The 26,179-nt window shown below is 62.2% G+C and carries 30 protein-coding genes and 1 tRNA gene; 14 read left to right on the top strand and 17 right to left on the bottom strand.

Annotation, left to right across the window (positions count from 1 at the left end; all coding sequences use genetic code 11):
• The 3 genes from T281_RS08435 to T281_RS08425 all read right to left on the bottom strand — a co-directional run.
• The coding region (locus T281_RS08435; RefSeq protein WP_037237153.1) for a hypothetical protein at window positions 1-270 on the bottom strand (270 nt) is incomplete at its 3' end.
• A gap of 42 nt (window positions 271-312) precedes the next feature.
• Window positions 313-510 carry a hypothetical protein gene (locus T281_RS08430; RefSeq protein ID WP_037237152.1) on the bottom strand — a complete coding sequence of 66 codons (198 nt, stop codon included), beginning with the start codon at window positions 508-510 and terminating at the stop codon, window positions 313-315.
• On the bottom strand, window positions 507-995 hold the full coding sequence (locus tag T281_RS08425) for a hypothetical protein (RefSeq protein WP_155955170.1): 489 nt from the start codon (window positions 993-995) through the stop codon (window positions 507-509). The genes T281_RS08430 and T281_RS08425 overlap by 4 nt, the downstream gene beginning before the upstream one ends.
• 365 nt (window positions 996-1,360) lie before the next feature.
• Between T281_RS08425 and T281_RS08420 the strand changes: the two genes are divergently transcribed.
• On the top strand, window positions 1,361-3,241 hold the full coding sequence (locus T281_RS08420; protein ID WP_037237150.1) for an ABC transporter ATP-binding protein: 1,881 nt from the start codon (window positions 1,361-1,363) through the stop codon (window positions 3,239-3,241).
• A gap of 51 nt (window positions 3,242-3,292) precedes the next feature.
• Here T281_RS08420 and T281_RS08415 read toward each other — a convergent pair whose 3' ends face one another.
• From T281_RS08415 to T281_RS08385, 7 genes are all read right to left on the bottom strand, one after another.
• Window positions 3,293-4,369 (bottom strand): sulfate/molybdate ABC transporter ATP-binding protein, encoded by a 1,077-nt coding sequence (locus T281_RS08415; protein WP_037237149.1) that lies wholly within the window; start codon window positions 4,367-4,369, stop codon window positions 3,293-3,295.
• Complete coding sequence (gene cysW, locus T281_RS08410; RefSeq protein WP_052037272.1) at window positions 4,366-5,292, bottom strand: sulfate ABC transporter permease subunit CysW; 927 nt, start codon at window positions 5,290-5,292, stop codon at window positions 4,366-4,368. The genes T281_RS08415 and cysW overlap by 4 nt, the downstream gene beginning before the upstream one ends.
• Before the next feature lie 4 nt (window positions 5,293-5,296).
• Window positions 5,297-6,148, bottom strand: coding sequence for a sulfate ABC transporter permease subunit CysT (cysT, locus tag T281_RS08405; RefSeq protein ID WP_052037271.1), 852 nt, complete (start codon window positions 6,146-6,148; stop codon window positions 5,297-5,299).
• Between the two features lie 58 nt (window positions 6,149-6,206).
• A complete protein-coding gene (locus tag T281_RS08400; RefSeq protein ID WP_037237165.1) occupies window positions 6,207-7,196 on the bottom strand; it encodes a sulfate ABC transporter substrate-binding protein in 990 nt (329 codons plus the stop codon).
• Between the two features lie 176 nt (window positions 7,197-7,372).
• Window positions 7,373-7,903, bottom strand: coding sequence for a DUF934 domain-containing protein (locus tag T281_RS08395; RefSeq protein ID WP_037237137.1), 531 nt, complete (start codon window positions 7,901-7,903; stop codon window positions 7,373-7,375).
• Complete coding sequence (locus T281_RS08390; protein WP_037237135.1) at window positions 7,890-9,548, bottom strand: nitrite/sulfite reductase; 1,659 nt, start codon at window positions 9,546-9,548, stop codon at window positions 7,890-7,892. Before T281_RS08390 ends, T281_RS08395 begins: the two co-directional genes overlap by 14 nt.
• Window positions 9,549-9,671: 123 nt before the next feature.
• Entirely contained in the window at window positions 9,672-10,022 is a 351-nt protein-coding gene (locus tag T281_RS08385) for a DUF2849 domain-containing protein (RefSeq protein ID WP_052037270.1), read from the bottom strand.
• A 363-nt stretch (window positions 10,023-10,385) separates the two neighbouring features.
• Between T281_RS08385 and T281_RS08380 the strand changes: the two genes are divergently transcribed.
• Window positions 10,386-10,460 (top strand) — tRNA-Val (locus T281_RS08380).
• A gap of 156 nt (window positions 10,461-10,616) precedes the next feature.
• Entirely contained in the window at window positions 10,617-11,099 is a 483-nt protein-coding gene (locus T281_RS08375) for a TOBE domain-containing protein (protein WP_245258043.1), read from the top strand.
• Here the strand turns inward: T281_RS08375 and T281_RS08370 are convergent.
• The 5 genes from T281_RS08370 to T281_RS08350 all read right to left on the bottom strand — a co-directional run bounded on the left by T281_RS08370 (window position 11,014) and on the right by T281_RS08350 (window position 14,585).
• Window positions 11,014-11,439 (bottom strand): winged helix-turn-helix domain-containing protein, encoded by a 426-nt coding sequence (locus T281_RS08370; protein WP_037237133.1) that lies wholly within the window; start codon window positions 11,437-11,439, stop codon window positions 11,014-11,016. The two genes, T281_RS08375 and T281_RS08370, sit on opposite strands and share 86 nt — an antisense overlap.
• 161 nt (window positions 11,440-11,600) lie before the next feature.
• On the bottom strand, window positions 11,601-12,221 hold the full coding sequence (locus T281_RS08365) for a glutathione S-transferase family protein (protein WP_037237130.1): 621 nt from the start codon (window positions 12,219-12,221) through the stop codon (window positions 11,601-11,603).
• Window positions 12,222-12,305: 84 nt separating this feature from the next.
• The gene (locus T281_RS08360; RefSeq protein WP_037237129.1) at window positions 12,306-12,869 is read right to left on the bottom strand and encodes an NADPH-dependent FMN reductase; all 564 of its coding nucleotides are present in this window, start codon (window positions 12,867-12,869) and stop codon (window positions 12,306-12,308) included.
• Window positions 12,870-12,983: 114 nt separating this feature from the next.
• Window positions 12,984-13,685, bottom strand: coding sequence for a GntR family transcriptional regulator (locus tag T281_RS08355; protein WP_037237128.1), 702 nt, complete (start codon window positions 13,683-13,685; stop codon window positions 12,984-12,986).
• A gap of 357 nt (window positions 13,686-14,042) precedes the next feature.
• A complete protein-coding gene (locus tag T281_RS08350) occupies window positions 14,043-14,585 on the bottom strand; it encodes a hypothetical protein (RefSeq protein ID WP_155955169.1) in 543 nt (180 codons plus the stop codon).
• Window positions 14,586-14,907: 322 nt separating this feature from the next.
• Here T281_RS08350 and lipB point away from each other — a divergent pair, with 322 nt between their 5' ends.
• Both lipB and T281_RS08340 read left to right on the top strand, forming a co-directional pair.
• On the top strand, window positions 14,908-15,573 hold the full coding sequence (gene lipB, locus T281_RS08345; RefSeq protein ID WP_052037269.1) for a lipoyl(octanoyl) transferase LipB: 666 nt from the start codon (window positions 14,908-14,910) through the stop codon (window positions 15,571-15,573).
• Window positions 15,574-15,890: 317 nt separating this feature from the next.
• Window positions 15,891-16,451 (top strand): type 1 glutamine amidotransferase domain-containing protein, encoded by a 561-nt coding sequence (locus T281_RS08340; RefSeq protein WP_037237159.1) that lies wholly within the window; start codon window positions 15,891-15,893, stop codon window positions 16,449-16,451.
• A gap of 46 nt (window positions 16,452-16,497) precedes the next feature.
• Here T281_RS08340 and T281_RS08335 read toward each other — a convergent pair whose 3' ends face one another.
• Window positions 16,498-16,878 carry a hypothetical protein gene (locus tag T281_RS08335; protein WP_052037268.1) on the bottom strand — a complete coding sequence of 127 codons (381 nt, stop codon included), beginning with the start codon at window positions 16,876-16,878 and terminating at the stop codon, window positions 16,498-16,500.
• Between the two features lie 275 nt (window positions 16,879-17,153).
• Between T281_RS08335 and T281_RS08330 the strand changes: the two genes are divergently transcribed.
• Window positions 17,154-17,408, top strand: coding sequence for a hypothetical protein (locus tag T281_RS08330; RefSeq protein WP_037237125.1), 255 nt, complete (start codon window positions 17,154-17,156; stop codon window positions 17,406-17,408).
• Between the two features lie 189 nt (window positions 17,409-17,597).
• On the opposite strand, the gene T281_RS08325 is transcribed toward T281_RS08330, so the two are convergent.
• Window positions 17,598-18,029 (bottom strand): hypothetical protein, encoded by a 432-nt coding sequence (locus T281_RS08325; protein ID WP_155955168.1) that lies wholly within the window; start codon window positions 18,027-18,029, stop codon window positions 17,598-17,600.
• Window positions 18,030-18,258: 229 nt separating this feature from the next.
• On the opposite strand from T281_RS08325, the gene T281_RS08320 reads away from it, so the two are divergent.
• The 8 genes from T281_RS08320 to T281_RS17635 all read left to right on the top strand — a co-directional run.
• Window positions 18,259-18,585: an FtsB family cell division protein gene (locus tag T281_RS08320; RefSeq protein WP_052037267.1), complete on the top strand. Its 327-nt coding sequence runs from the start codon at window positions 18,259-18,261 to the stop codon at window positions 18,583-18,585.
• A 123-nt stretch (window positions 18,586-18,708) separates the two neighbouring features.
• Entirely contained in the window at window positions 18,709-19,719 is a 1,011-nt protein-coding gene (pdhA, locus tag T281_RS08315; RefSeq protein WP_199502497.1) for a pyruvate dehydrogenase (acetyl-transferring) E1 component subunit alpha, read from the top strand.
• A gap of 69 nt (window positions 19,720-19,788) precedes the next feature.
• The gene (locus T281_RS08310; RefSeq protein ID WP_037237120.1) at window positions 19,789-20,871 is read left to right on the top strand and encodes a hypothetical protein; all 1,083 of its coding nucleotides are present in this window, start codon (window positions 19,789-19,791) and stop codon (window positions 20,869-20,871) included.
• A 139-nt stretch (window positions 20,872-21,010) separates the two neighbouring features.
• Complete coding sequence (locus T281_RS08305; protein WP_037237119.1) at window positions 21,011-22,420, top strand: pyruvate dehydrogenase complex E1 component subunit beta; 1,410 nt, start codon at window positions 21,011-21,013, stop codon at window positions 22,418-22,420.
• Between the two features lie 6 nt (window positions 22,421-22,426).
• Window positions 22,427-22,705, top strand: coding sequence for a hypothetical protein (locus tag T281_RS08300; RefSeq protein ID WP_037237118.1), 279 nt, complete (start codon window positions 22,427-22,429; stop codon window positions 22,703-22,705).
• Between the two features lie 58 nt (window positions 22,706-22,763).
• Window positions 22,764-24,104 carry a pyruvate dehydrogenase complex dihydrolipoamide acetyltransferase gene (locus T281_RS08295; protein WP_037237155.1) on the top strand — a complete coding sequence of 447 codons (1,341 nt, stop codon included), beginning with the start codon at window positions 22,764-22,766 and terminating at the stop codon, window positions 24,102-24,104.
• Window positions 24,105-24,145: 41 nt separating this feature from the next.
• Complete coding sequence (gene lpdA / locus T281_RS08290) at window positions 24,146-25,546, top strand: dihydrolipoyl dehydrogenase (protein WP_037237117.1); 1,401 nt, start codon at window positions 24,146-24,148, stop codon at window positions 25,544-25,546.
• A 164-nt stretch (window positions 25,547-25,710) separates the two neighbouring features.
• On the top strand, window positions 25,711-26,179 hold a 469-nt coding region (locus T281_RS17635), incomplete at its 3' end, for a hypothetical protein (RefSeq protein WP_052037265.1).

Raw genomic sequence — 26,179 nt, 5'->3', positions numbered from 1 at the left:
GGTGTTCGAGCCGTGGATGCCGAGCGACGGGATCAGCGGCTTCGGGCAGGACGGCCCGGTGCACTCGAACTTCGCGCTTTCGAGCGCCATCATGCCGAATTTGTCGGACCGGATCACGAAGGAGGCGGAGTCGGCGGCGACAAGTTCGCCGATCACGGTCAGGCCGCCGCCGCGAAGCGTGAGCGTGACATCCTCCGCGTTCACGGGCGCGAAGGACGCGGCGAGGGCCAGAAGCGATGCGCTGGCGCGACAAGCGTTTCGATTGGACATGGAAAACCTCGGGAGGTGAGCCGGTCGGCGTTTCGAGTTGGATCAGCGGGTGAGAATGAGTTGCGGCAGCGCCTTGGAACTGTAGCGGGCGCTCTGATCCGACGGTTGCCCGCAGGGGAGCGGCGCGAAGGAACCGCGCGTGCGCGAAATGCCTCCGCTCGGGCGCAAGACGGAGACGCGATATTCGAGATCGGCGTAAAGCCCGGTGGCGCCTTGTCGTGCCGTCCGAGCGGTCGTCATGAAGCCGTGACCGCGCTTGTCGCGCCGGGCCGCTCCTCCGCCTGCGGGCGCGGCCATACATGTCCGGCGTCGTTGAAATCTGAGGCGTACTCCAACGCATGGAGATCGAGGTTCGCGCGGCCGCGCCAGAGCAGCGCCACCTTCGTCACACGTTCGAGATCGATCGTCCTGAGCTGAGCCTGAACCTCCACGCCATCGGGAAAGGTGAGTTTGAGGGGAGGTTTTTCGCCGAGATAACAGTCGAAAAGCAAGGTGAGCGCGCCGTTTTCGTCGAGCGCCCGAACGAGCGTAAGGCTGTCGTAGCGCAGCACGATTCGCCCACTCGGAAAGCAGGAGGCTGCGATTGTAATCCGCGAAAGCCCTGCGCTGACGGGCTCGACGCTGACGCTCGGCCCGCATTCCGGAGCGCAAAGGGCAGGCGAAGACGCGGCGAACAGGCACACGACCATACACGAGCCGGCGAACCAGGAGGCGCGGCTATTCATGAGTTCGGTCCCACCTTGAACTCGACTACGCTATACTTGCATACGATCATATTGATGTGATAATTATATGACAACTTAATATATTGTTTTAGCGAAAATAAAATTGACTGGTGTGTGGGATTCCACAGCGGTCCCGCAATAAAGTGAATGCATGCGTCAGTAATCGCTAAGGTTGAACCGTTTTGCCGGCGGCTTCCCAAATGCATCGTTCTGTGGTAAAAGCAGCGCTCCTGTTGTCACAGCGAGAGCAAAGAAATCTCCCAAACAATGCGACAGAGAAAATTTTTCTGATCGGGCGCGAGCCTCCGCGAACACTTAAGCTTCGCCTTGCCGCGCAAAAATCAACTCATAGCGCGAGCAAAGCCATGTTTTCCTGGTTTGAAAAGCTTATTGACCCGTTCAAGACCGCCCCGCTGACGCGGCCGCCGCAGAAGCTTCTTGCATTCTATTGGCATTACATCGGCGGCGTCTGGTGGGTGTTCGGCCTTGTCCTCATCTCGGGTGTGGTCGCGGCGCTGATCGAGGTTGCGCTGTTCACCTTCGTCGGGCAGATCGTCGATTTCGCCAAGGCGGCCGAGAACCCGGCTGCCTTCTTCCACGACCACGGCAGGACGCTGATCTTCATGGCGATCGTGGCGCTCGTCATCCGCCCGATTGCGTTTACGATCCATTCGCTGCTCATCAATCAGAGCATCAACGCGAACACGCAGGCGCTCGTGCGTTGGCGGCAGCACCGCTATACGCTCCGTCAGAGCCTGTCGTTCTTCCAGAACGACTTCGCGGGCCGCATCGCCAACCGTATCATGCAGACGGGGCAATCGCTGCGCCAATCGGCCATCGATCTGGTGGATGCGCTCTGGTATGTCGCGATCTACTGGCTTTCGGCCGCCGTCATTTTCTTCGATCTCGACGCGCGGCTCGTCATTCCGCTGCTGCTGTGGCTCGTCGGCTTCGGCGTCATGGTCTGGTATTTCGTGCCGCGGCTCATCCGCATGGCGGTCACGGTGTCGGAGGCGCGTTCCACGCTCATGGGCCGCGTCACCGACAGCTATGCGAACATCCTGACGGTGAAGCTTTTCGCGCATACGGAGAGCGAGGAAGCCTACGCGAAGGACGCGATCTCCGATCATCTGCACAAGTTGCAGGCTCAGCTCCGCGTCATCACGCTCTTCGAAATGTGCCAGTGGGTGCTGACGGGCCTTCTCATCGCGGGCACGACCGGGCTTTCGCTCTGGCTGTGGAGCGAGGGCGCGGTGACGCTCGGCGCGATCGCGGTAACGACGGGCCTCGCCATCCGCATCAACAACATGTCGTCATGGATCATGTGGGTCATCACGACGATCTTTGAGAATGTCGGCACGGTCGAGGAGGGCATGCGCGCGCTGTCGAAGCCGTGGAATGTCGTCGACGCGCCGGATGCGAAGCCGCTAGCGGTCGACAAGGGCGCGATTTCCTATGAGCGCGTTCAGTTTCACTACGGGCGCGGCAAGGGCCTCATCGAAGACCTCTCGCTCCGCATCAAACCGGGCGAGAAGGTTGGTCTTGTCGGCCGCTCGGGCGCAGGCAAGTCCACGCTCATCAACATCCTTCTGCGGTTCCACGACCTCGAGTCCGGTCGCATCCTGATCGACGGGCAGGACATCTCGAAGGTCACGCAGGACTCGCTGCGCGCCAAGATCGGCCTCGTGACGCAGGACACCTCGCTTATGCATCGGTCCGTCGCCGACAACATTCGCTACGGGCGGCCTGACGCGACGATGGACGATATCGTGGCGGCGGCGAAGAAGGCGCATGCGCATGATTTCATCGTGGATCTTCAGGATTCCCACGGCAACAAAGGCTACGAGGCCCAGGTAGGCGAGCGCGGCGTCAAGCTATCGGGTGGCCAGCGCCAGCGCATCGCGATTGCGCGCGTGCTGCTGAAGGATGCGCCGATCCTGATCCTCGACGAGGCGACGGCGGCGCTCGACTCCGAGGTCGAAGCCGCGATTCAGGATCAGCTGTACAATCTCATGGAGGGCAAGACCGTGATCGCCATCGCGCACCGGCTGTCCACGATCTCGGCGATGGATCGGCTCATCGTGATGGACAAGGGCCATATCGTTGAGGACGGCACGCACAAGGAACTGCTCCGGAACGGCGGGCTCTATGCGAGCCTGTGGGCGCGTCAGTCGGGCGGCTTCCTGCTGGAAGAGCGCGAGTCCGCCGAGCCTATCGCCGAGCCGGGGCGATATGCGGCCGAATAAGCGCACGCGGCGGCGCCGGAGCGGGATCGGCCTGGCTCACGCGTCGTGTGCCTATAAGGCCGCCGAGGTTAGCGACTCGGCCGCTCCGTCCTCGTAAATGCGATAGCGCCGCGGGGTCAGCCCCACGAGGTCGCCGGGGCGGACTAACGTCTCCGGCGGCAAACTCGCTTCCACCAGAAGGTCGTCGCCGCCGTAATCTAGCCGCACGTCCGCGAAGGACAGCGCGCCGACGCGGCGGACGGCGCGCACAGCACCCTGAAGCGGCGCTTCCGAGACCTCTCCGAAGGTCAGATCGTGCGGGCGGACGAAAAGACGGGCCGGGCCGGTGCCCGGAAGTTCATCGTTTGTGGCGAGGCGTCGCGAGCCGATCCAGATTCCGCCGTTTTCGATGCGCACCGGCAGTTTCACGGACTCGCCGATGAAGTCGAACACGAAGGAGTTCGCTGGCTCGTTGTAGATTTCCTCGGGCGTGCCGACCTGCTCGATCTTGCCGTTGCCCATGACGACGATGCGGTCGGCAACTTCCAGCGCCTCCTCCTGATCGTGGGTGACGAGCACGGAAGTGACGTTCAGTTCGCCATGCAGGTCGCGCAGCCAGCGGCGCAGCGATTTCCTCACCTTGGCGTCGAGCGCGCCGAAAGGCTCGTCGAGCAACAACACGTTCGGTTCGATCGCAAGCGCCCGTGCCAGCGCCACACGCTGGCGTTGGCCGCCCGAAAGCTGGTCGGGATAGCGCTCGGCAAGCCCTTCGATATGAACGAATTCGAGGAGCCGTTTCACGCGCTTCACGATTTCGTGTTCCGGCTTTCGCTCGCGGCGGGGCCTGACGCGAAGGCCGAACGCCACGTTCTCGAAGACGGTCATGTGTCGGAACAGGGCGTAGTGCTGGAAGACGAAGCCCACATGCCGCTTTCTCACATTAAGGTTGGCAGCGTTCTCTCCGGCGAAATAGACCTCGCCGCCATCCGCGAAGTCCAGCCCCGCGATGATGCGCAGGAGCGTGGTCTTGCCGGAACCCGACGGGCCGAGCAGCGCGAGCAGCTCTCCGCTTGCGATGTCGAGATCCACGTTCTTGAGGGCGACGAAGTTTCCGAAGCGCTTCGACAGGTTACGGACATCGATTTTCATCTCTTGCGCTCCAGTTTGCGTTCGAGGGCTGCTTTCAGAACGAGCGTCACAATCGCGAGAAGCGCGAGCAACGACGCCACCGCGAAAGCGGCCGTGAGCTGGTATTCATTATACAGGATTTCGATGTGGAGCGGCATCGTATTGGTCTCGCCCCGGATATGGCCCGAAACGACCGACACCGCGCCGAATTCGCCCATGGCGCGCGCGTTGCAAAGCAGGATGCCGTAGAGCAGCCCCCACTTGATATTCGGCAGCGTCACCTTGAGGAAGGTTGTGAGCCCCGATGCGCCAAGCGACAGCGCGGCTTCCTCTTCGGTCGTGCCCTGTTCCTGCATGAGCGGGATCAGTTCGCGCGCGACGAAGGGGAAGGTGACGAAGATCGTCGCGAGCAGGATCGCGGGAAATGCGAACAGAATCTTGATGTCGTTATCCTGAAGCCAATGCCCGAAGAAGCCCTGCAAGCCGAACAGAAGCACGAAGACGAGGCCCGACACCACCGGTGAGATCGAGAAGGGCAGGTCGATCAGCGTTATCAGCAACGTCTTGCCGGGGAAACGGTATTTCGTGATTGTCCATGCCGCGATGAGGCCGAAGAAGAGGTTCACCGCGACGGAACAGGCCGCCACGATGATGGTAAGGCGTATGGCCGAGATGGCGTCGGGGTCCGTAAGCGCCGAGAAATAGGCGGTCCAGCCCTTTGAAAAAGCCTGCAAGAATACCGCTACCAGCGGGATGACGATGAACAGGGTGAGAAATCCGAGCGCAATGAGGACAAGAAGAATGCGGACCGGAAGCGTTTCCGTATTCGCCTTGGCGCCTCTCGGCGCGCGCGCCGCGAAATCGCTTCGCCGTGCCGGCCCGGAGTTTTCCTCCGCGCCGCCGAAACCAGCCTGCCGGTTGGTCGTCGCTTCAATGAACGTCATGATCCTAGCTCCTCGCCTCTGTCCAGCGCTGAAGCCGGTTGATTATGAGCAGCATGATGAATGCGACGAAGAGCATGATGACCGCGATTGCGGTTGCATCGGCATAGCGGAATTCCTCAAGGCGAATGACGATGAGAAGGGGCGCGATTTCCGAGATGTTCGGCAGATTGCCCGCGATGAAGATGACCGAGCCGTATTCCCCTACCGCGCGGGCGAAGGCGAGAGCGAAGCCGGTCAGGATCGCGGGCAGCAGCGTCGGCGCGATCACCTTGCGGATGACCTGCCAGCGCGATGCTCCGAGGCTTGCGGCGGCGAGTTCGAGTTCCGGGTCGAGATCCTTCAGCACGGGCTGAACGGTCCGCACAACGAAGGGAATGCCGACGAAGATCAGCGCCACCAGAATACCGAGCGGCGTGAACGTGACCTGTATGCCGAGCGGCGCGAGAAACTGACCGATCCAGCCCTGCGGCGAATAGAGGGTGGCGAGCGCGATGCCGGCCACGGCAGTCGGCAGGGCGAACGGGATATCCACGATCGCGTCGGCGATGCGGCGGCCGGGGAATTCGTAGCGGGTCAGCGCCCACGCGACGATCAGGCCGAAGATCACGTTGAAGATCGCGGCCGCGAAGGCGATGCCGAACGAAAGCTTCAGCGCGTTCAGTGTGCGCTGAGCCGTGAGGATGGCGATGAACTGGTCGAAACCAAGCCTCGACGCGTAGAGGATCATCGCCGCCAGCGGGATCAGCACGATCACCGAAAGCCAGGTGACGGTCAGCCCGAACGTCAGCCCGAAGCCGGGGATGACGCTCGGTTCGCGAAAGCGCAGGGTTTTCGATAAGGGGGGCAAGGCGCTCACTCTTGTCTGTTTCCGTGTCCGATTATAAACGCGAGTTGAGGTCTTGCCCCCCGCAATCTTAGCGACCGTAAATCTGATCGAAGACGCCGCCATCGCCGAAGTGAGCCTTCTGGGCTTTCTGCCAGCCGCCGAACACGTCATCGATGGTGAAGAGTGCCACCTTTGAGAACTTGTCGGCATATTTGTCGGCGACTTCCTTTGAACGCGGGCGGTAGAAATTCTTCGCCGCGAGTTCCTGGCCTTCCGGAGCGTAAAGCGCCTTCAGATAGGCTTCGGCGGCGGCACGCGATCCGCGCTTGTCGACGACTGAATCGACGATGGCGACGGGCGGTTCCGCGAGGATCGAGAGGGACGGTGTGACGATCTCGAACTTGTCGTCGCCGAATTCCTTCACCGAAAGATACGCTTCGTTCTCCCAGGCGAGGAGCACGTCGCCCTGATTGCGCTGGACGAAGGTCACGGTCGAACCGCGCGCGCCCGTGTCGAGCACCGGCACCTGCTTGAAGATCTGCGTGACGAATTCCTTCGCCTTGTCTTCCGAGCCATACTTCTTCAGCGCGTAACCCCATGCCGCGAGGTAGTTCCAGCGAGCGCCGCCGGACGTCTTCGGGTTCGGGGTGATGATCGAGACGCCCGGCTTCACGAGATCGTCCCAGTCCTTGATGCCTTTCGGGTTGCCCTTGCGGACGAGGAAGACGATGGTGGACGTGTAAGGCGCGGAATTGTCGGGAAACTTCTTCTGCCAGTCCTTGGCGAGAATGCCCTTCTCGGCGATGGCGTCGATGTCGTAGGCAAGCGCGAGCGTCACGACGTCGGCCGCGATGCCGTCGATCACGGCGCGGGCCTGCTTGCCGGAGCCGCCATGGCTCGCCTTGATTTCGAGGGTCTCGCCCTTGTCGGCTTTCCACTTGGCGACGAACGCCTTGTTGAACTCGGAGTAGAATTCGCGCGTCGGATCGTAGGAAACGTTGAGCAATGAATCGAGAGCGTAAGCAGGCGCGCCGATCAGCGTAGCCGCCGCCAGTGCCAGAACTGTCCGTCTGAGCATGAAAATCTCCAAATTTCGAGTTTCGAATGCGATGCTTCTGCAATGCGCCAGCTCGCGCTGGTCTTCCCCCCGGGCTGCGCGCGTTCGCGCCTCAGCTGGGGCTTCCACACGACGCCCGGCGGGGCACGCGGACGCATATCCCCCTTGAACCGAGCCGGACGTAAGAGAGAAACGCCTCAGGCATCGCTTTCACCCTCTTTCATTGCCGGAGAAAACGGCGGAGCGAAGCGAAACCGAAAATGCGCGTCGCCTGCGCCCGCTGGCTGGTAGAAGCCCGAAAATTCCTGAAGCGCCTCAGCGAAGGCCTTCGCGTCTTTATCTTTCTTGACTTCGAACGCGTCGAAGCCGGAACGCACCATGAAAAGAAACTGGTCGCGCAACACGTCCCCCTCGGCGCGGATTTCGCCCGTGAAGCCGTAGGCCTCGCGCAGCCGCCGCGCTTGCGTGAAGGCGCGGCCGTCGCGGTAGATGGGAAAGTCGAGCGCAATCAGCGACAGGCGCGGAAGGTATGGTTCGAGCAGGCTCTCCGGCTTGTCGTTCGGCAGCGCTACGCCGAGCGGCACGTTGCGGCCCTCCAGCGACTGCGGCGTTTGCGCGAGCAGCCATTCGAGCGGAACGATGACCGGCACGTCGGTGGGCACCGGCTCGTCTCCGCCGAGGCGGACATAGGGATCGTCCGCGATCTCGCCCTTTTTAATGTACGGCATGAAGCGCTTCCTTGAATGGCTCGACGCCGAGGCGTTTCACTGTGTCGACGAAGAGTTCGGTTTCACTCTGCCGAAGGTCGAGATAGCGGTTAACGATGCGCTCGATGGTGTCCACCACCTCCTCATAGGGGATGGCCGGGCCGAGCAGATCGCCGAACCGCGCATCCTCGTCCGCCTTGCCGCCAAGCGTGATCTGGTAGAATTCGCGGTCGTTCTTCTCCACGCCGAGAATGCCGATATGGCCGACGTGGTGATGACCGCAGGCGTTGATGCAGCCCGAGATGTTCAGATGCAGACGGCCGACCGAGCGCGCCTTGTCGTGGTCGGCGAAACGCTCCGCGATGGCGGTCGCGATCGGGATCGAGCGCGCGTTGGCAAGGCTGCAATAGTCGAGGCCGGGGCAGGTGATCGAGTCCGAGATGAGGTTCACGTTCGGTGTTGCGAGACCCGCCGCGTCGAGCTTCTGCCAGAGGGCGTAAAGGTCTTGCTGGCGCACATGCGGCAGCACGAGGTTCTGCTCATGGCCGACGCGGATCTCGCCCGCGCTGTAGGTGTCCGCGAGGTCTGCGAGCGCGTCGAGCTGGCCAGAGGTCGCATCTCCCGGCGGCTTGCCGATAGGCTTCAGCGACACGGTGACGATGCCGTATCCCGGCGCCTTGTGCGGCGCGACCGAGTTTCTGTGCCAGGTGGCGAAACGCGCGTCGGCGGCGAGCGCCCGCTTCAGCCCCTCGGGCTCGTCTTCGAGCGTCTCGTATGCGGGATAGATGAAGCGCGACCGGATGTCGGCGAGGAAAGCGTCGTCGAGCTTCAGATAGCCGTCGCGAATGCGCTCCCATTCCTTTTCGACATCGGCCTTCAGCTTCTCGACCCCGATTTCATGGACGAGGATCTTGATGCGCGCCTTGTAGATGTTGTCGCGGCGGCCGTGGGCGTTGTAGGTGCGAAGGATCGCCTCAAGATAGCTGATGAGGTGCTCTTTCGGCAGGAAGTCGCGCAGAAGCTTGCCGATGAAGGGCGAGCGGCCGAGGCCGCCGCCAACCAGCACCTGGAAGCCGACTTCGCCCGCGTCGTTGCGCACGAGGCGCAAGCCGACATCGTGCACCTTGATCGCCGCGCGGTCATGCGGGGCGGCCGTGATCGCGATCTTGAACTTGCGCGGCAGGAAGGTGAATTCGGGGTGTAGCGAGGACCATTGCCGCAGCACTTCCGCCCAGAAGCGCGGGTCTTCGATCTCGTCGGGCGCGACGCCAGCCCACTGGTCGGTCGTGATGTTGCGAATGCAATTGCCCGACGTCTGGATGGCGTGCAGCCCGGCCTCGGCGAGGCTCACGAGCACGTCCGGCATATCGGAAAGCTTGATCCAGTTGAACTGGATGTTCTGCCGCGTCGTGAAATGGCCGTAGCCCCTGTCATAGACGCGGCCGATCTCGGCGATCTTGCGAAGCTGGTTCGAGGACAGCGTGCCGTACGGGATCGCGATGCGCAGCATATAGGCGTGAAGCTGAAGATAGACGCCGTTCATGAGCCGTAGCGGCTTGAATTCGTCTTCGGTCACTTCGCCCGAAAGACGTCGCGCCACCTGATCGCGGAACTGAGCGGCACGCTCCGCGATGAACGTGCGGTCGAATTCGTCATAAACATACATCGCGGAACGGTCTCCGAATTTCCAGAGCGTTATCGCTTTCGATAAATCAAAAGCGCGCTCCAAGTTCTTGGTTGAGCTTGATCTTTATCGCAAAACCGGCGTCCGGCTTTTGCGGATCATGCTCTAAGCCGCCACCTTGCCGACTTCATTGGGAAGGTAGGCAACGGGTGCATCGGAGGGAAGCGGGAATGTAGGGCCTTCGGTGCGAATTTTCTCGCGCAGATTGCCTGGCTTGGCGGTAGGCGTGGCCTCGACGCGAGCGACATAGGGGCCGACCGCAATGAGCCCATCGGCCTGCGCGGCCTTCAGCGCGGCGAGCGCTTCGTCGGCCGTCAGGAGGATTTGCGCGCCCGCGAGATTTTCCGACCACTGCCCTTCACTCGTGCGGTGGATCACAACGCCATCGGCAAGGCGGTTCGCGGTAATGACCACCGATCCACTGATCTTGAGCTTCTGCTGATGAGGATGTGCCATTCTCGTTTCCCCGACCCTGATAAGTGAGCGGCGCAGCCCGCCGCGGGGCCAGCGGAACCCGCTCGCCTTGGGCCAGAGTTTGGCGATCTTTGAAAACTTCTCAAGGATAAATGCGCATTATTGGGAAAATAAGTGCGCAGTTTGGCGGGTATGAGCGTTATCGGGAAAATAATATTGCGCCGGAGATCGGAGGGAGAACACCATCCCCCTTTTGCCGCGAATTGTGCAAAAAAGCTCCTGTTCGTCGCTCGGAAACGCCGGTCGAAGAACGCCGGACAGGAAAAATAGGAAAACTTCGCCGAAGTCTCTTGATTGCGGGGCCTGCATTGGTAATAAAGGTTCCTCGCTCGCTTATGGCGGCGCGGGCACGTAGCTCAGCGGTAGAGCATTCGCTTCACACGCGAAGGGTCACAGGTTCAATCCCTGTCGTGCCCACCATTCATTCAATTCATGATAGAACGCAGTGCCGCTTGGCGCTCCCGCGTATGCGGGCCGATGCCATGGCGCGAGGCTTGCATGTTTTTTGCAAAGCGCTGTATCGCATCCCGTGTTGCAAAACCGACCAACCAGACGACTCGATCAGGGAACATCCCTTTGCCGACCGACAGCGCGCCGAAAAACAGGTTCAAGCTTTCCACCACGCTCGAAGCGCGGGTGCATCATCATAACGTCAAGACCGGCGTGACGACGCTGTTTCTCGGGGCGTTCGAGCTGCGCGTGCCACGCGTCGAGGCGGAGCCGGGCACGGGTGTCGCGGTCGAGATCGATGCGAGCGACGTTTCCATCGCCTTGTCGCGTCCGATGGACGTGTCGATCACCAACCGGCTGCCCGGAACTATCGTTGAGGTGGAATATCTCGACGCGCCCTATGCGCGGGTGACGTTCGATCTCGGCGTCTGCAATCTGCATTCGCTCGTCACATGGGAATCGGTTGAGCGGCTGGCGCTCGAACCCGGCCTCAAGGCGTGGGCGATGATCAAGACCATCGCCATCACGCAGATGAACGTAAATCCTGAGTCTCTTCCCGAGCCGCGCCCGACGTTGCAGTCTCGAACGCCCAATCCAGAGACGACGTAAGCTCTTCGAGCGTCGCGGTTGCGGCGCGCGCGGAGCGGCGCTCGACCGAGCGGAACACCGCGACGATGCGCTCGCCGAAGGGCGTCACCTCGGCGCCGCCGCCGCGACGGCCCGGAAACGTGTCGATGACGCGCGTCTCGAAGGTGCGGTTCAACGCGTCCGTCATCAGCCACGTCTTGCGATAGGAAATGCCCATCAGCTTGCTCGCGCCGAGGATCGAACGGCACTTCTGCACGGTTTCGATGAGCGCGATGTCTTCCTCGTCGAGGCTGCCGCCATTAGGCAGGGCGAGGCTCACATGAAGGCGCGCCTTTTCCTTCTGACTTAAGGGTTGATCCATTGTCGCGTCCAAGCCTCGTTGCGGCGTTACCTGTCTTCTTTCCTATATAGCACCGTGTTCGTGGCTTTTAAATGCTTACGAGGACGCGCCTTCTTGTGAACAATCGGCGATCATTCCCGCCGTCGAGCGCGTCGCGACGACAGATCCGTGGAACGGCGGTGTCAGTTTTCGGCAGCTTCGCGGGCGAGAACCGCCTTCACCTTCTCGTCCGACGCGATCCGGTCATGCAGGGCTTCGAGGTTCGGATATGCGCCGATACCCTCGGGCAGCATGCCCTTGGCCCAGCGGATCATGGGAAACGCGTAGGCGTCGATCACCGACCGGCCGCCGTCCAGAATCCACTCGCGGCTTTCGAGATGGTCGTTCAGGCTTTTGAGGCGCTTGCGAACGAGGTCGCGGCCCGCGTCCCGCACAGCTTCCTGTGCCGCGTCCGATTTGTCCTTCGTGTAGCGGTAGGGCATGAAAATCGGGAAGAACGAGGGGTGCAAGTCGCCGGTGAAGAACGATGACCAGCGATCAAGTTCGGCCGAGGCGCGCAACCCCTCGCCACCGTCGAGATGCGCTTCCGGGTGTTTGCGAGCGAGGTAGTGAAGGATCGCGCCGGCCTGTGTCAGAACAAAGCCGTCATCGTCGAGAACGGGGACTGCGCCTGCCGGGTTGACCGCGAGCAGTTCCGGCGACTGATAGCCGACGCGCTTTTCCTCGTAGGGCTTCCCGATCCATTCCAGCACGATGTGAGGGGCGAGCGAACACGCGCCCGGCGCATAATAAAGCGTGGTCATGAAGTCTCCGATTTTGTTGTCCTTCAGGCGAGGAATGTTTGCGGAGGTCCAAGGTTCCTCGTTTGGCGGACAAGCGAGGCGCGATTATACCCTCTTCGCGTGAAGCTCGACCCAGTGCGCGAAGGCATCCATGAATCCGTGCAGGAATTTCCGCGTGCCGTCGTTCGCGATCTGCCCGTTTTCGTCGAACAGCTTGTTCGCGCCGCCAATATAGGCTTCGGGTTGCTGCATGGCGGGGACGTTCAGAAACACGAGCGATTGCCGCAAATGATGGTTCGCGCCGAAGCCGCCGATACCTCCGGGCGAGGCGCTCACGACGGCTGCGGGCTTGCCCTCCCACGCGCTCTGGCCGTACGGCCGCGACCCGACATCGAGCGCGTTCTTCAACACGCCCGGCACGGAGCGATTATATTCGGGCGTGACGAACAAAAGGGCGTCGAGCGGCTTGACCTTCTCGCGGAATTCCTTCCACGCGGCTGGCGGATCGGCATCCTCGTCTTCATTGTAGTGGGGTAGAGGTGCGATATCGACGAACTCGAACTTGAATTCGGACGGTGCAAGTTCGACGAGCGCCTTGGCAAGCTTGAGATTCAGCGAGTCCTTGCGCAAGCTTCCGACAAAAACGCCAACAGTATAAGTTCCGGTCATGGGAGCGCTTTCTCTTTCAGGATGGCCATGCGGCCATCCGCATAACGCCCCACGCGCTTTTCCGTTCACGGCGAATTTTGCCGCCCGACATGCGCCTACGATGGCGTGGCCGCGCTACTCGGCGAAAAGGCCGTGCTTTTCAACATAGGCGGCGAGGTCGAGCGTGTAGTCGCGGACGAGCCTTTCGGCCTTGTCGCCGTCTCGCTGGCTGATCGCTTCCACGATGTCCTTGTAGAGGGCGACGACGTGGCCCGGCCGCTCTTCATGAGTGACGCAGATCGTTCGGATCGCGCGGATATGTGCGAAAAGGTTTTCGGTCGTCTTCCGGATCAGTTCGCAGCCGCCGAGCGCGAGGATCTTTCGATGAAAGTCGAGGTTTGCCTGCGAAAACGGGTTCAGAAGCTCGGACGAGGTTTCGTTGCTGAACTTCTCGAAACGCTCGGAAAGCTTCTTGAGCTGGTCTTCTGTCGCCTTCTGTGCGGCGAGGCGGGCCGCGAGGCTTTCAAGGGCGGCGGCGACAACGATCATCTCGCAGATCTCGCGCCTCGACTTGCGCACGACATAAATGCCGCGGCGGGGCACGGCTCGCACGAAGCCTTCCTGTTCAAGGAGCGTCAGCGCCTCGCGGATGGGTGTCCGGCTGACGCCGAGCTTTTGGGAAAGTTGCCTCTCGTCCAGACGAATCGGCTCGATCTGACCGTAGATGTCCATCTGCGTGATGGCGAGCCTGAGGGCATCGTATGCTAATGTTCTCAAGCTTGTCCCGGCTTCGATGGGGACGATCTTGAGTTCCGGCTGATGGGCCGATGGTGCCACCTCAAATGCTCCCTTGTAATCGTGTTCGAGAGGTTGAAAAACGTCAACCAGACCGGGGCCCGCAGCCTGAATAACTGTCGTGCCCCCGAAGCGAACCTGTTGGTATCACGTAAAAAATGACGCGGAAAAAGTCCGCTCCTGTATCGAACGGATCGTATCATCGCGGCTTTGGGTGGGATTTGATAAAAATCATGAGGCAAGCGCATGGCTGGTAATTTTGCGCGTCATGCGGAAGGCAAATTGTAATATTTTGTAGGAGGTACCGCATTGCACACAAGGGAAACGCGCGCTTCGGTTCTGGTGAATTGCGACGAAAGCGCGCGGCTCGAAAAGGCGGATTGCTGACGAAAACGTAGCTTACCGGATTGGCGGGCGCTTTTCGTTCTTCGCCACGCGGATGCCGGCGGGCGCGGTTTCGCTTTCGCACATGAAGGCGCCCTTCCTAGTCTTCCCGTATGTCCTTGAACCGGGGAAGTGATACACCTTCGATTGGGTATTGGCCCACACGACCATCTCGCGCGGACAATGCGCCCTGGCGGCAGCCTCGGTCGGGAACTGGCCATCGGCGGCGAGAACCTGCGGCCCACGGTTGGAACTGGGCGTATTCGCGGATGTATCCGGATTCACGGGTGCTTCGGAGCGTCTCTGCGGCGCGAGGGCAGGTGGCGCGGCTGCGGCGGGCGGAGTCGCGGCGTTCGGAGCGGGTTTCGCCGTAGCCGTCTGGGCACGGCACTCCGTCATGAATTCGGTTTTCTTCTTGCCGGTTGCCTGAAGGGTGTCCTTGTTCGCCCGCCATTCGGTCTCGCAGGCCCGGATGGTTTTCGCGTCGACGTGCATAGGCCACGCAAATGTTAGGGCGACGGCCGATGCCGCGCCTAAAAGCAGAAGCGATTTACGCATGACTTCACTCGCTGGTTTGCGTTCAACTGAACGATTGCCGTCCATGAGACGGCCAACCTCTGAGCGAATGATTAAGGCGCGGAGCGAACTCGAACCCTTCGCCTGTGCGCGGCTTGGGGATTTTTTGAAAGCCTTGATGCGATGTTACCGCAAGACTGGCGCTTGTTCGGAGTTCGGGAGTGTTCTCGTCGGCTGCGGGGCTTTTGAGGGGCGAACGCGGGACAACCGCCCCAAAGCCCCGCAGCAACGCGAGACAGTTGCAGTATGGCGCGGAGGCGTTACGCTTCGGTAAAGGTCCTCGATAAGTGGGAGATAAAAATACGTGGATCAGGCGGTCGCCGCTTTCGCAGAAAAGCTCGTGGCACACCGTGAGGCGCTCGGCGATTTGACGGGCGTCGAGTGGCGAACGAGCGCCGACCTCGTGCCTTATGAGGCGGCAGTGTCCGCGATGGAGGATCGCGCGGCGGCCATCCTTGCGGGCGACGCGCCGGAACTCGTCTGGTTCCTCGAACATCCGCCGCTTTACACGGCAGGCACCAGCGCGAAGGCGGCCGATCTGCTTGACGGAGCGCGCTTCCCGGTCCACGCGGCGGGGCGCGGCGGGCAATATACCTATCATGGGCCGGGCCAGCTCGTCGCGTATGTGCTCCTCGACCTGAACCGGCGCGGGCGCGACGTGCGCCGCCATGTGCGCCACCTCGAAGACTGGGTGATCGCGGCGCTCGCGGATTACAATGTGGAGGGAGCGGCACGCGACGACCGGCCGGGCGTCTGGGTGCGCGATGGCGCCCGCGAGGACAAGATCGCGGCCATCGGTGTTCGCGTGCGCCGCTGGGTGACGTTCCACGGCACGGCGATCAACGTGCGGCCAGACCTCTCGCATTACGCGGGCATCGTGCCGTGCGGGATCGAAGACGCGGGCGTGACCTCGCTCGAACGGCTGGGGGCGCTTCGGGAGCGCGCGGAAACGTCTGCGGCGTCGCGATGAGCGAGCCTGCGCCAGTTCCCCGCCTGCCGGTGCATTTGCGCGAGCCGGGGCGCGGCTGGATGGTGGAGGTTGCGAGTTGAAGCGCATCACCGGGCTGCTCACGCCGAAGCTTGTCGGAAGCTGGCAGCTTTCGCCGGGGTAAGCCGCCGTTTCGGCCTCTTATCGCAGAGCACTCGCCTGGAACAGCCTGCGCGCCGGACCGTTCGCCATTCAACACGCACTGCTCGACGCGGGCCGCTCCACAGGAAATGCGGGTGCGCCGTACCAAACGCGGCCTTCGCCCGGTTCGCTCCCGCGCCGTGGATAAGGAGGACAAGATGGCCGACATTCAGGGCAAGAAAATCGCGATCCTCGCGACGAACGGTTTCGAGCAATCCGAGCTCGAAGTGCCGCAGAGAAAGCTTCGCGAGGCGGGTGCAACAGTTGAAGTGATCTCGCCGGAGACCGGTGAGATTCGAGGCTGGATCGGCAAGGACTGGGGCAACCCGGTCAAGGTGGATCGCCCGCTGGCTGATGCGCACGCCAGCGACTACGACGCGATCGTGCTGCCGGGCGGGCAGATCAACCCCGATCTGTTGCGCGGCAATGAGCAGGCGCTTTCCTTCATCAAGGACTTCTATACCGAAGGCAAGACCGTCGCAGCCGTCTGCCACGCGCCGTGGCTCCTGATCGAGACGGGCATCATCAACGGCAAGCGCGCGACGGGATACCAGACGATCCGCACCGACCTCACCAATGCGGGCGCGGAGTTCGTCGACGAGGCCGTGGTGACGGATAACGGCGTGATTACAAGCCGTCAGCCGTCCGATCTCGACGCGTTTTCAGCGAAGATCATCGAAGAGGTGCGCGAGGGCAGGCACGAGCGCCGCGCCGCCTAGACGATCGCTCCAAGGGTGCCTTGAGGGTCAGGCGCTGTAGAGGGCTTTACCCCAGCCGCGCCCTGCCGCTCTTGCCGTCGTCGCGACGCCAGTGGACCTCGGTCGGCGAGACGCGCTTCATGGTGAAGCAATGCGTTTCGCCCGACATCCAGCGGTTCCAGCGGATGCAAAGCTTGCTATCGGCGACCCACCAGCGACCGCTGTCCTTGGTTGTGGTTTCGCCATCGAGAAGAGCGAGTTCCGTGCGCCCGCTCACCTGCCCGTTTGCGGCATAGCGGATCGGCACCTCGCCCATGGGCGTGCTTATATAGACGGTCTTTCCCGAGACCGCGCTATGAAGGGCCGGGCCAATGAGCGCTTCTTCACCAGCGTCGGCGGCTGCGACCGGCAGGGCGGCGAGGAGAATGGGCAGGACAAATCGCTTCATCGGGGATCGGTCTCTCTTTTCTTGCTGTCGATGATGTCGTCGCGTTAACATTCGTTAACGCAGTCCAAAAATCCGCGCATTTTGGGCGAAATTGTGGAAGGACGAAAGAAAGTTACAATTGTTCGTAATATCGACAAACTTGTGCACAATACTCGCCGCGTCGTTTCACGTGGCAAATATCAACGACGCTGCTTGTATGGAACTGTTAGGCAGGTTATGACCAAAACCATTAAGGGAGTTGAGGGTTTGCTCGGTCATCGAGGGAGGCGGGAGCCGTGTACGCGGATTTCCTGAATGAAGATCAGATAAAGGCGCTTGAAGCGGCCATCCGGATGGCGCGCTCACATCACGGAATGCATCGCGTTCGCATGAGCGACGGCGAGGCTTACGCCTATCAATTCAACGCCGAAATTTTCTGGCATGTCGAGGGTGCGGATCGCGCAAATATGGCGAAGGGAATTGTCCCTCTCGTTCGTCCGTCCGAACGCAACGTCATTCCCTTCGAGCGGCGCGCCGCCGCGCAGCCCTGACCACCGCCTCTTCCCCGCTTGAGCCAACCAACGCCGCTCATGCAAGCGCCGCGCAGTTGGCGAAGTTCGACCACTTGTCTCTCACGCGCTGCGGGATACCTTAGCGCTCTGCGAGTGCTTTCCTGCTCGCCGCAACGCGAGCAAAGCCGCGGACTCCTCGCGGCCTCTCGCCTGTAATCGCTGACAGCCTTAGATCGCGCCCAGAATTTCCCGCACGACGAGGCAACGGCGCGGGTTGCTCTTTCCGAGATAGAAGCCGAACTCGCCCTTGTAGTAGGTGCTGCTGCTCACGCTCTGGAAGTCCGACTCCTTGCTTTCCGAGCAAGGTTTTTCGGAGACGCCGAGCTTCACCGACGCGATTGTGACGCCGGGGCATGCGGTTGGCGTGGCGAGCGCGTAGGTGCCGCCATTCGTCAGCGTCAGCGCACATTTTTCGACAGGGATGGCCACGGACTTAACCCCAGCGGCGAGCTGCGGCTGAGTGGCGGAAACGCCGATCGTCGCTGCCGATGGCGTCGCGGCGACATGCGTCTTCTTCTGTTCCTGGGCTTTGAGCCAAATTCCCAACACGAGAAGACCGGCAATAAGGAATGCCAATTTCCGCGAAGTGCTGTCAGACATGTCCATTTCTCCCTTCGGAAGGGCTCGCCGAGGGCGGAGCGCCCATATAATTCGATTAAAGTTTGCGCGTTAAGTTTCCCCTAACTTTGTCGACTAACCGCTTCTATTTTAACAAAGATTAGGCATCCACGCTGCGGCCGGGCGACGCACCGGCAATCTGCCGCCGCAACAGTATTAACGGTTTCGTATTTGCGCTCGATCATATTGGGGCCCGGAAGATGGAGGGACCATGACACAGGGACGAAATGGGAAGTTTCTGCGGCAATTCGGCCTGCTGGCGATCTTCCTGTCGCTGATCGCCTATGTCGCTGCCGACGCCGTACGCGGCCCGCACGGTCTCATCGCGAACGAGCTTCTGCGGGCGAAGATCACCGATCTCAACCGGGATCTCACGGCGCTGAAGCGGGAGCGCGCCCGCCTTGAACGCGACGCGGACCTTCTCGGCCCGAAGGCGTCCACGCATTCCGATCTTCTCGACGAGCAGGCTCGCGCGCTTCTCGATCTCGCGCGACCTGCCGATATTGTGATCGTAAACGCCGAGAATACCGCCCGATAACCTTCGCTTGTGCGAGATAACCGGGTGGCGCGCGCCTCGCAAAACCCGTATCTAACAAGGTGACTGCGGGGCGAATCAGCGCACCTCGCTCAGCCGCGCATTCTCCTGAAGATGAGGCGCATCATGTTCGACGATCTTTCCAACGGCACATCGCCAAAAGGCAATCCGCCGGAATTGTCACGCGACGAGGAATTGCACGCCTATCGCGAGATGCTCCTCATCCGCCGCTTCGAGGAGAAGGCGGGGCAACTCTACGGCATGGGCCAGATCGGCGGCTTCTGTCACCTCTACATCGGGCAGGAGGCGGTCGTCGTCGGCATGCAGATGGCCGTCCGCGAGGGCGATCAGGTCATCACCGCCTATCGCGATCACGGCCATATGCTCGTCTGCGGCATGGACCCGAAAGGCGTCATGGCGGAGTTGACCGGGCGGCGCGGCGGGTATTCCCGCGGCAAGGGCGGCTCGATGCACATGTTTTCTGTGGAAAAGAATTTCTTCGGCGGACACGGCATCGTCGGCGCGCAGGTGCCACTCGGCACGGGCCTCGCCTTCGCGAACAAGTATCGCGGCAACGGCAATGTCTCGCTCACCTATTACGGCGATGGCGCGGCCAACCAGGGTCAGGTCTACGAAGCCTTCAACATGGCGGAACTCTGGAAGCTGCCGGTCGTCTATGTCGTCGAGAACAACAAGTACGGCATGGGCACGAGCATCAACCGCGCGTCGGCCCTGACAAACCTGTCGCAACGCGGCGCGAGCTTCAACATCCCCGGCAGGCAGGTCGACGGCATGGACGTACGCGCGGTCAAGGAGGCGGGCGAAGAGGCGGTCGACTGGGCGCGGTCCGGCAAGGGGCCTTACATCCTCGAAATGCTGACCTACCGCTATCGCGGCCATTCCATGTCCGACCCGGCGAAATATCGCTCGAAGGAGGAGGTCGACAAGATGCGTCACGAGCACGACCCTATCGAGATGGTGCGGCAGCGTCTGATCGCGTCCGGCCGCGCGACCGAGGACGACCTCAAGGCCATCGACAAGGAAATCCGCGCGATCGTGAACGAGGCGGCGGAATTCGCGCAGACCGATCCCGAGCCTGACGTGGCCGAGCTTTATACGGATGTCGTGAGAGTATGAGAGAATCGCTTCCCTCGGGCGTAAAATTTTGCCCGATTGGAAAAGCACTCTTCATAAAGAGGTAATCTCATGCGTTTCCTTTCTATTGTCGTCATTGCACTCTGCGCGGCCGCCGTCTCGAAGCCTGCTGCGGCTGATGCCATTCTTGAGGGGCGCGAGGGCGCCTGGCATATTTATGCGGCGGTCGACGATGCCACCAACACGTTCTCAGGGTGCATTGTCGCGGCTCCTTATGTTAACGGCCATATCCTGTCTTTCGTCGTCACCTCCGAATACAAGTGGGCGATGACCCTGCAGAATTCGCGCTGGTCACTGCCAAAAGGCAGTGTCTACAGCCTGTCCTATGCGATCGATGGCGAATTGCCGAACTCCGTTAGCGGTGCGGCGCTGCAAACGAAAATGATCGCGGTTCCTCTCGATGAGACAGAAGCGCTTTTCAACCGCTTCCGGCGCGGAAATACTCTTGTCATCAAAACTTATGCGGGTGTCCGCATTCCGTTCTCCCTCGCGAGTTCGCATCAGGCTCTCACGGCGGGGCTCAGATGTGTCATGCGCTATGGCGCACGCGGGCGCGGGACGACATCAAATCCCTTCGGCCGGGAAGCTGGGACGCTTCAGGTGAACGGCACGGCAAAAGCGACGGCGCCTCGGGCCGAGAAAGCCGCCGCGCAGGCTTACAAGGCGGAAGCCGTCACAGTCGTCGCGAATTTCCTCGCAATTGCGCTCAAGGGTGAATACCGCATCCTTTCCGAGGAAGAACGCGCCAGGCTTGCTCCCGATACGGACGCGGCTTGGGTCGCTGCCAGCCTCTTCGGGGCTCTCAACGTGCTCCCGGTCGGTCTCGACTACGACTACCAGGCTCTGGCCGGCGCTTTGATCTCGCGCGATTCCCAAGCATGCAAAGGCAAGTTCGCCTCCACGAAAGGCCCCGTGGAAAAAGGCTATTTCATGCAGATGAATACCTACTGCGTCGACAAGAACGGGAACACGGAAGTCCGCTACTTCGCCGTCCCGCGCGACAAAGGTGGCGCTTACGTCTTCTCTCTTTACAAGCTTCCGGTCGAGGACAAAGACGGCGGCGATACCCGCAACTTCGAGGCCTTGACGGCGAGTCTCACGGAGCCGACGCTTTTTTCGGGAGGAAAACGCTAAACGGAGGGGCTATCAGCCCCCGATGCGAAGCGTCCCTCCCGCCATACGAACGAATGGGGTCAAGCGATGACGAACAACGATCGGCAAAGCAGCACAGGGCGTCATCCTCTGCCCCATTCCAATTTGAAGGCGCTCTGATATGGCGACGCAGGTATTGATGCCCGCTCTCTCCCCCACGATGGAGGAGGGCAAACTCGCGAAATGGGTCAAGGCCGAGGGCGACGATGTGCGCTCAGGCGATGTGATCGCGGAAATCGAGACCGACAAGGCCACGATGGAAGTCGAAGCGGTGGACGAGGGCAAGATCGGCAAGATCCTCGTTCCCGCCGGCACCGAGGGCGTGAAGGTCAACACGCCCATCGCGATCATCCTGGCGGAGGGCGAGGAAGCGGGCGCATCGCTCAACGGCGCAGGCAAGACGAACGGCGCACATGCTCCGGCCGAAGCCGCGACCGGCGGCGGAGAAGCTGCGCGCGCACCCGTCGATGTACGTGTGAAGGAGACGCGCGAGGATGCTGCGCCCGCCGCCTGGGACGCCGCGTCGGAAATCCCCGAAGGCACGGAACTCGTGCAGACCACCATGCGCGAGGCGCTCCGCGACGCCATGGCCGAGGAAATGCGCCGCGATGGCGACGTGTTCGTCATGGGCGAGGAAGTGGCCGAATATCAGGGCGCGTACAAGATCACGCAGGGGCTTCTCGACGAGTTCGGCGCGCGCCGCGTGGTGGATACGCCGATCACGGAAGCGGGCTTCGCGGGGCTTGGCGTCGGCGCGGCGTTTGCGGGCCTGCGCCCCATCGTCGAATTCATGACGTTCAACTTCGCAATGCAGGCCATCGACCACATCATCAACTCGGCGGCGAAGACGCATTATATGTCCGGCGGGCAGATCGATTGCCCCATCGTGTTTCGTGGGCCGAACGGCGCGGCTGCCCGCGTCGGCGCGCAGCACAGCCAGGAATATTCCGCGTGGTACGCACATGTGCCGGGGCTCAAGGTCATCGCCCCGTCCACCGCCGCCGACGCGAAGGGTCTGCTCAAGGCCGCGATCCGCGACCCGAACCCGGTTGTGTTCCTCGAAAACGAAATCCTCTACGGCATAGCCGGGCCTGTGCCCAAGGGCGACGACTGGCTCGTGCCCATCGGCAAGGCGAAGATCGCGCGGCCCGGCAAGGACGTCACCATCGTCTCGTGGTCGCGCGGCATGGTCTACGCGCTCGATGCGGCGAAGCAGCTTGAGGCCGAGGGCATCGACGCCGAAGTTATCGACCTCCGCACGCTTCGCCCGCTCGACATCGACACCGTGCTCGCCTCCGTCCGCAAGACGAACCGCATCGTGACCGTGGAAGAGGCTTGGCCCGTGTGCTCCGTCGGCTCCGAGATCGTGGCGCAGGTGGTGGCGAAGGCGTTCGATTATCTCGACGCGCCGCCGACCAAGGTTTCCGGCGAGGACGTGCCGATGCCCTACGCGGCGAACCTCGAAAAGCTCGCGCTGCCGAACGCCCAGAAGGTTGTCGAGGCCGTGAAGGCCGTCTGCTACCGGAGCTGACGCGCGATGCAGAAGCGCTCCCCATGGACACGATATGGCGACGGCCACGCGGCGGATTTCGAGGCTGCGGGCACGGACTATTTCGTGATCGTGACGGACGCCTATCTCAACACACGCTATCGCATGCCCGCCGACCGTCCGGTCGACCGCAAGACGCTTATCGAAGACATCGACGACGAGATCGAGGCCATCGCTGCGGCGAAGCTCGCGCGAGGCGAGACGACCCAGCCGATGGGCCGCCGCGCGGCCCAGATCGTGATCGACGCGGGCGATGCTGCTTCTTAGGTTTCTGAATCTATTTTTCGCGGGCACGTCCGCTGCCCCGCGCTTCAGGGATAAAGCCATGCCGACACCGATCCTGATGCCCGCCCTTTCGCCCACCATGGAGCAGGGCAAGCTCGCGAAATGGCTGAAGAAAGAGGGCGATAAGGTCGCTTCGGGCGACGCCATCGCCGAGATCGAAACCGACAAGGCCACGATGGAAGTCGAGGCGGTGGACGAAGGCACCATCGGCAAGATCATGGTCGCCGAGGGCACTGAAGGTGTCGCGGTGAACACGCCGATCGCGCTGCTACTGGGCGAAGGCGAGGACGCTGCCGCGCTCAAGAGCTATGGCGCGGAGCCGCCGCAGCCCGCGCCCGCGAAGGCTGCTCAGGACGCGGAGCCGGTGAAAGTCGAGAAGGCGAACGGCGCACCCGCCGCCGCCCCGCAGGCCAACGGCCATAACGGCCATGATGGCGGCCGCGTCTTCGCTTCTCCGCTCGCGCGCCGCATCGCGAAGGACGCAGGGCTAGACCTCGCCGCCGTGAAGGGCACCGGCCCGCATGGCCGCATCGTGAAACACGATGTCGAGGAGGCGAAAGCGTTCGGCGCCGCGAAGCCCGCCGCAGCCGCCGCGCCCGCGCAGACCGGTGGCGCGCTTGTGCCGCAGCGCCTCGCCGCCGCGATCCCGGACGACCAGATCATCGCTATGTACGAGAAGGGCACCTATGAGCTTCGCCCGCTCGACAACATGCGCAAGACCATCGCCATGCGCCTCACCCAGGCGACGCAGACGATCCCGCATTTCCGCCTGTTCGTCGAATGCGAGATCGACACGCTGCTCGAAGCGCGCCAGCGCATCAACATGCGCTCGCCGAAGGACGGCCAGCCGGGCGCGTTCAAGGTTTCCGTCAACGACTTCATCGTCAAGGCGCTCGGTCTTGCGCTGCAGCGCGTGCCGGATGCGAACGCGACGTTCACCGAGCGCGGTATCCTCCTGCACAAGGCGAGCGATGTCGGCGTTGCGGTCGCGGTGGAAGGCGGCCTGTTTACGCCCGTGATCCGCGGCGTCGAGAAGAAGTCGCTCGCCGACATCTCGAACGAGGTGAAGGATCTCGCCGAGCGCGCCCGCAAGCGCCGCCTCGCGCCGCATGAATATCAGGGCGGGACGACCGCGGTTTCGAACCTCGGCATGTTCGGCGTGGACAATTTCGATGCGGTCATCAACCCGCCGCACGCGACGATCCTCGCGGTGGGGCGCGGCGAGAAACGCGCGGTGGTGAAGGGCAACCAGATCGTCGTCGCCACGACCATGGGCTGCACGCTTTCCTGCGATCACCGCGTGGTGGATGGCGCGCTCGGCGCAAGGCTGCTTCAGGCGTTCAAGGGCTACATCGAGGAGCCGGTGACGATGCTGGCGTAAGCCAGGCGCCGGCACTCAACGACACAGGTTTCGAGGGACAGATGGCGGAAGCATACGATGTCGCGGTGATCGGCGGCGGACCGGGCGGCTATGTGGCGGCGATCCGCGCGGCGCAACTCGGGCTCAAGACGGTGGTGATCGAGCGCGAGCACCTCGGCGGCATCTGCCTCAACTGGGGCTGCATCCCGACCAAGGCGCTGTTGCGCACGGCGGAGGTGTTGCGTCTTGCGCAGCACGGCGCGGAGTTCGGCATCAAGGCCGAGGGGCTCAGCTTCGACCTCGGCAAGATCGTGGCGCGGTCGCGGGCGGTTGCGAACAAGCTCGCCTCGGGCGTCGCGTACCTCCTGAAGAAGCACAAGGTCACGGTGATCGACGGCACCGCGCGGCTGAAGGCCAAGGGCGTCGTCGCGGTGGCGGGCAAGGACGGCAAGCCACTCGCCGATGTCGAAGCGAAGCACATCATTATCGCGACGGGCGCGCGCGCCCGCGTGCTGCCGGGGCTTGAGCCGGACGGCAAGCTCGTGTGGACCTACAAGGAAGCGATGGTGCCGCCGAGCTTGCCGAAATCGCTGCTCGTCGTCGGCTCCGGCGCTATCGGCATCGAGTTCGCAAGCTTTTACAACGCGCTCGGCGTGAAGGTGACGGTCGTCGAGATCGTCGACAAGATTTTGCCCTTCGAGGACGACGAGATTTCCGCTCTCGCCCGCAAGAGCTTCGAGAAGCAGGGCATGACGATCCACACGGGCGCGAAGGTGGACATGCTCGAAAAAGGCAAGGACAGCGTGAAGGCCACGCTCGCGCTGAAGGACGGCAAGACGCAAATCGCCGAGTTCGACCGCGTCATCGTGGCGGCGGGCATCGTCGGGAACGTCGAGAACATCAGGCTCGAAGAGCTGGGCATCAAGACGGATCGCACGCATATCGTGGTGGATGAGTTCTCCCGCACCAGCGCGGCGGGTGTGTACGCCATCGGCGATGTTGCCGGGCCGCCTTGGCTTGCGCACAAGGCGAGCCACGAGGGCATCATCTGCGTCGAGAAGATCGCGGGCCGCAACCCGCATCCGCTGAATGTGCGCAACATTCCGGGCTGCACCTATTCGCATCCGCAGGTGGCGAGCATCGGCATCACCGAGGCGATGGCGAAGAAGGACGGCCGCGAGATCAAGGTGGGCCGCTTCCCCTACCAGGGCAACGGCAAGGCCATCGCGCTCGGCGAACCGGAAGGGCTTGTGAAGACGATCTTCGATGCGAAGACGGGCGAGCTTCTCGGCGCGCATATGGTGGGCGCGGAGGTGACGGAACTCATTCAGGGCTTCGGCGTGGCGAAGACGCTGGAGACGACCGAGGCGGAGCTTATGGAGACGGTGTTCCCGCACCCGACGCTATCGGAGACGATGCTGGAAAGCGTGTTCGACGCCTACGGGCGGGTGATTCATATTTGAGGCGTTGTCGCCGGGGCGGCTGTTTATCCGCCGCTGGCTTCCACAGCAGACGCCCTGCGGCCGGATTTCGCGCCACCGCTGATTAGCTTTTGGTTGCCGCGCCATCGGACTGGCGGCACGTTACCGGTGCAAGACATGAGTGCAATCAAACGGGGATCAAGAGCATGGACCACGTCAACAGGCGCGCGGTTCTGACAGGGCTGGCGGCGGCGGCGGCGACTGTGGCTTCGGGCGCGGCGCGGGCGGACGACTGGAAGGCTTATCACAATCCACGTTTCGACTTCTCGTTCGAGTATCCCGGCTGGTTCGCGGCCGCCGATACATCCGAGAACTCGGACGGCAGCCGCTTCGAGGCGAAGGACGGCGCGGCCATCCTCGCCTACGGCTCCTGGAACGCGCTTGACGAGAACCCGCTCACCATCGAGCAACACGAAGCGTTCGTGCGCGGCAATGACGATTATTCCGGCCTGACCTATCGCTTCGCTGATGCGAAGACGCTGGTGCTTTCGGGCCTTCGCGGCGAGACGGTCTATTACGAGAAATACCTGCTCGTGCGCGACAATGATCTGATCCTCAACCTTCAGATCACCTATCCCGCGCAGTACAAGCCCGTCTACGATCCGCTGATCGGCC

The sequence above is a fragment of the Rhodomicrobium udaipurense JA643 genome, from assembly GCF_000636015.1.
Classification (GTDB): Bacteria; Pseudomonadota; Alphaproteobacteria; order Rhizobiales; family Rhodomicrobiaceae; genus Rhodomicrobium; species Rhodomicrobium udaipurense.
Note: the sequence above shows the minus strand (reverse complement) of the source record. Positions and strands in the feature narration are given on the sequence as shown.

Bases quoted from the DNA above. Each gene is read 5' to 3' on its own strand.
- T281_RS08430 (WP_037237152.1), bottom strand. From the start codon at position 510: ATGACGACCGCTCGGACGGCACGACAAGGCGCCACCGGGCTTTACGCC.
- T281_RS08425 (WP_155955170.1), bottom strand. From the start codon at position 995: ATGAATAGCCGCGCCTCCTGGTTCGCCGGCTCGTGTATGGTCGTGTGC.
- T281_RS08420 (WP_037237150.1), top strand. From the start codon at position 1,361: ATGTTTTCCTGGTTTGAAAAGCTTATTGACCCGTTCAAGACCGCCCCG.
- T281_RS08415 (WP_037237149.1), bottom strand. From the start codon at position 4,369: ATGAAAATCGATGTCCGTAACCTGTCGAAGCGCTTCGGAAACTTCGTC.
- cysW (WP_052037272.1), bottom strand. From the start codon at position 5,292: ATGACGTTCATTGAAGCGACGACCAACCGGCAGGCTGGTTTCGGCGGC.
- T281_RS08400 (WP_037237165.1), bottom strand. From the start codon at position 7,196: ATGCTCAGACGGACAGTTCTGGCACTGGCGGCGGCTACGCTGATCGGC.
- T281_RS08395 (WP_037237137.1), bottom strand. From the start codon at position 7,903: ATGCCGTACATTAAAAAGGGCGAGATCGCGGACGATCCCTATGTCCGC.
- T281_RS08390 (WP_037237135.1), bottom strand. From the start codon at position 9,548: ATGTATGTTTATGACGAATTCGACCGCACGTTCATCGCGGAGCGTGCC.
- T281_RS08385 (WP_052037270.1), bottom strand. From the start codon at position 10,022: ATGGCACATCCTCATCAGCAGAAGCTCAAGATCAGTGGATCGGTGGTC.
- T281_RS08370 (WP_037237133.1), bottom strand. From the start codon at position 11,439: ATGGATCAACCCTTAAGTCAGAAGGAAAAGGCGCGCCTTCATGTGAGC.
- T281_RS08365 (WP_037237130.1), bottom strand. From the start codon at position 12,221: ATGACCACGCTTTATTATGCGCCGGGCGCGTGTTCGCTCGCCCCTCAC.
- T281_RS08360 (WP_037237129.1), bottom strand. From the start codon at position 12,869: ATGACCGGAACTTATACTGTTGGCGTTTTTGTCGGAAGCTTGCGCAAG.
- T281_RS08350 (WP_155955169.1), bottom strand. From the start codon at position 14,585: ATGCGTAAATCGCTTCTGCTTTTAGGCGCGGCATCGGCCGTCGCCCTA.
- T281_RS08340 (WP_037237159.1), top strand. From the start codon at position 15,891: ATGGCCGACATTCAGGGCAAGAAAATCGCGATCCTCGCGACGAACGGT.
- T281_RS08335 (WP_052037268.1), bottom strand. From the start codon at position 16,878: ATGAAGCGATTTGTCCTGCCCATTCTCCTCGCCGCCCTGCCGGTCGCA.
- T281_RS08325 (WP_155955168.1), bottom strand. From the start codon at position 18,029: ATGTCTGACAGCACTTCGCGGAAATTGGCATTCCTTATTGCCGGTCTT.
- T281_RS08320 (WP_052037267.1), top strand. From the start codon at position 18,259: ATGACACAGGGACGAAATGGGAAGTTTCTGCGGCAATTCGGCCTGCTG.
- pdhA (WP_199502497.1), top strand. From the start codon at position 18,709: ATGTTCGACGATCTTTCCAACGGCACATCGCCAAAAGGCAATCCGCCG.
- T281_RS08310 (WP_037237120.1), top strand. From the start codon at position 19,789: ATGCGTTTCCTTTCTATTGTCGTCATTGCACTCTGCGCGGCCGCCGTC.
- T281_RS08305 (WP_037237119.1), top strand. From the start codon at position 21,011: ATGGCGACGCAGGTATTGATGCCCGCTCTCTCCCCCACGATGGAGGAG.
- T281_RS08300 (WP_037237118.1), top strand. From the start codon at position 22,427: ATGCAGAAGCGCTCCCCATGGACACGATATGGCGACGGCCACGCGGCG.
- T281_RS08295 (WP_037237155.1), top strand. From the start codon at position 22,764: ATGCCGACACCGATCCTGATGCCCGCCCTTTCGCCCACCATGGAGCAG.
- lpdA (WP_037237117.1), top strand. From the start codon at position 24,146: ATGGCGGAAGCATACGATGTCGCGGTGATCGGCGGCGGACCGGGCGGC.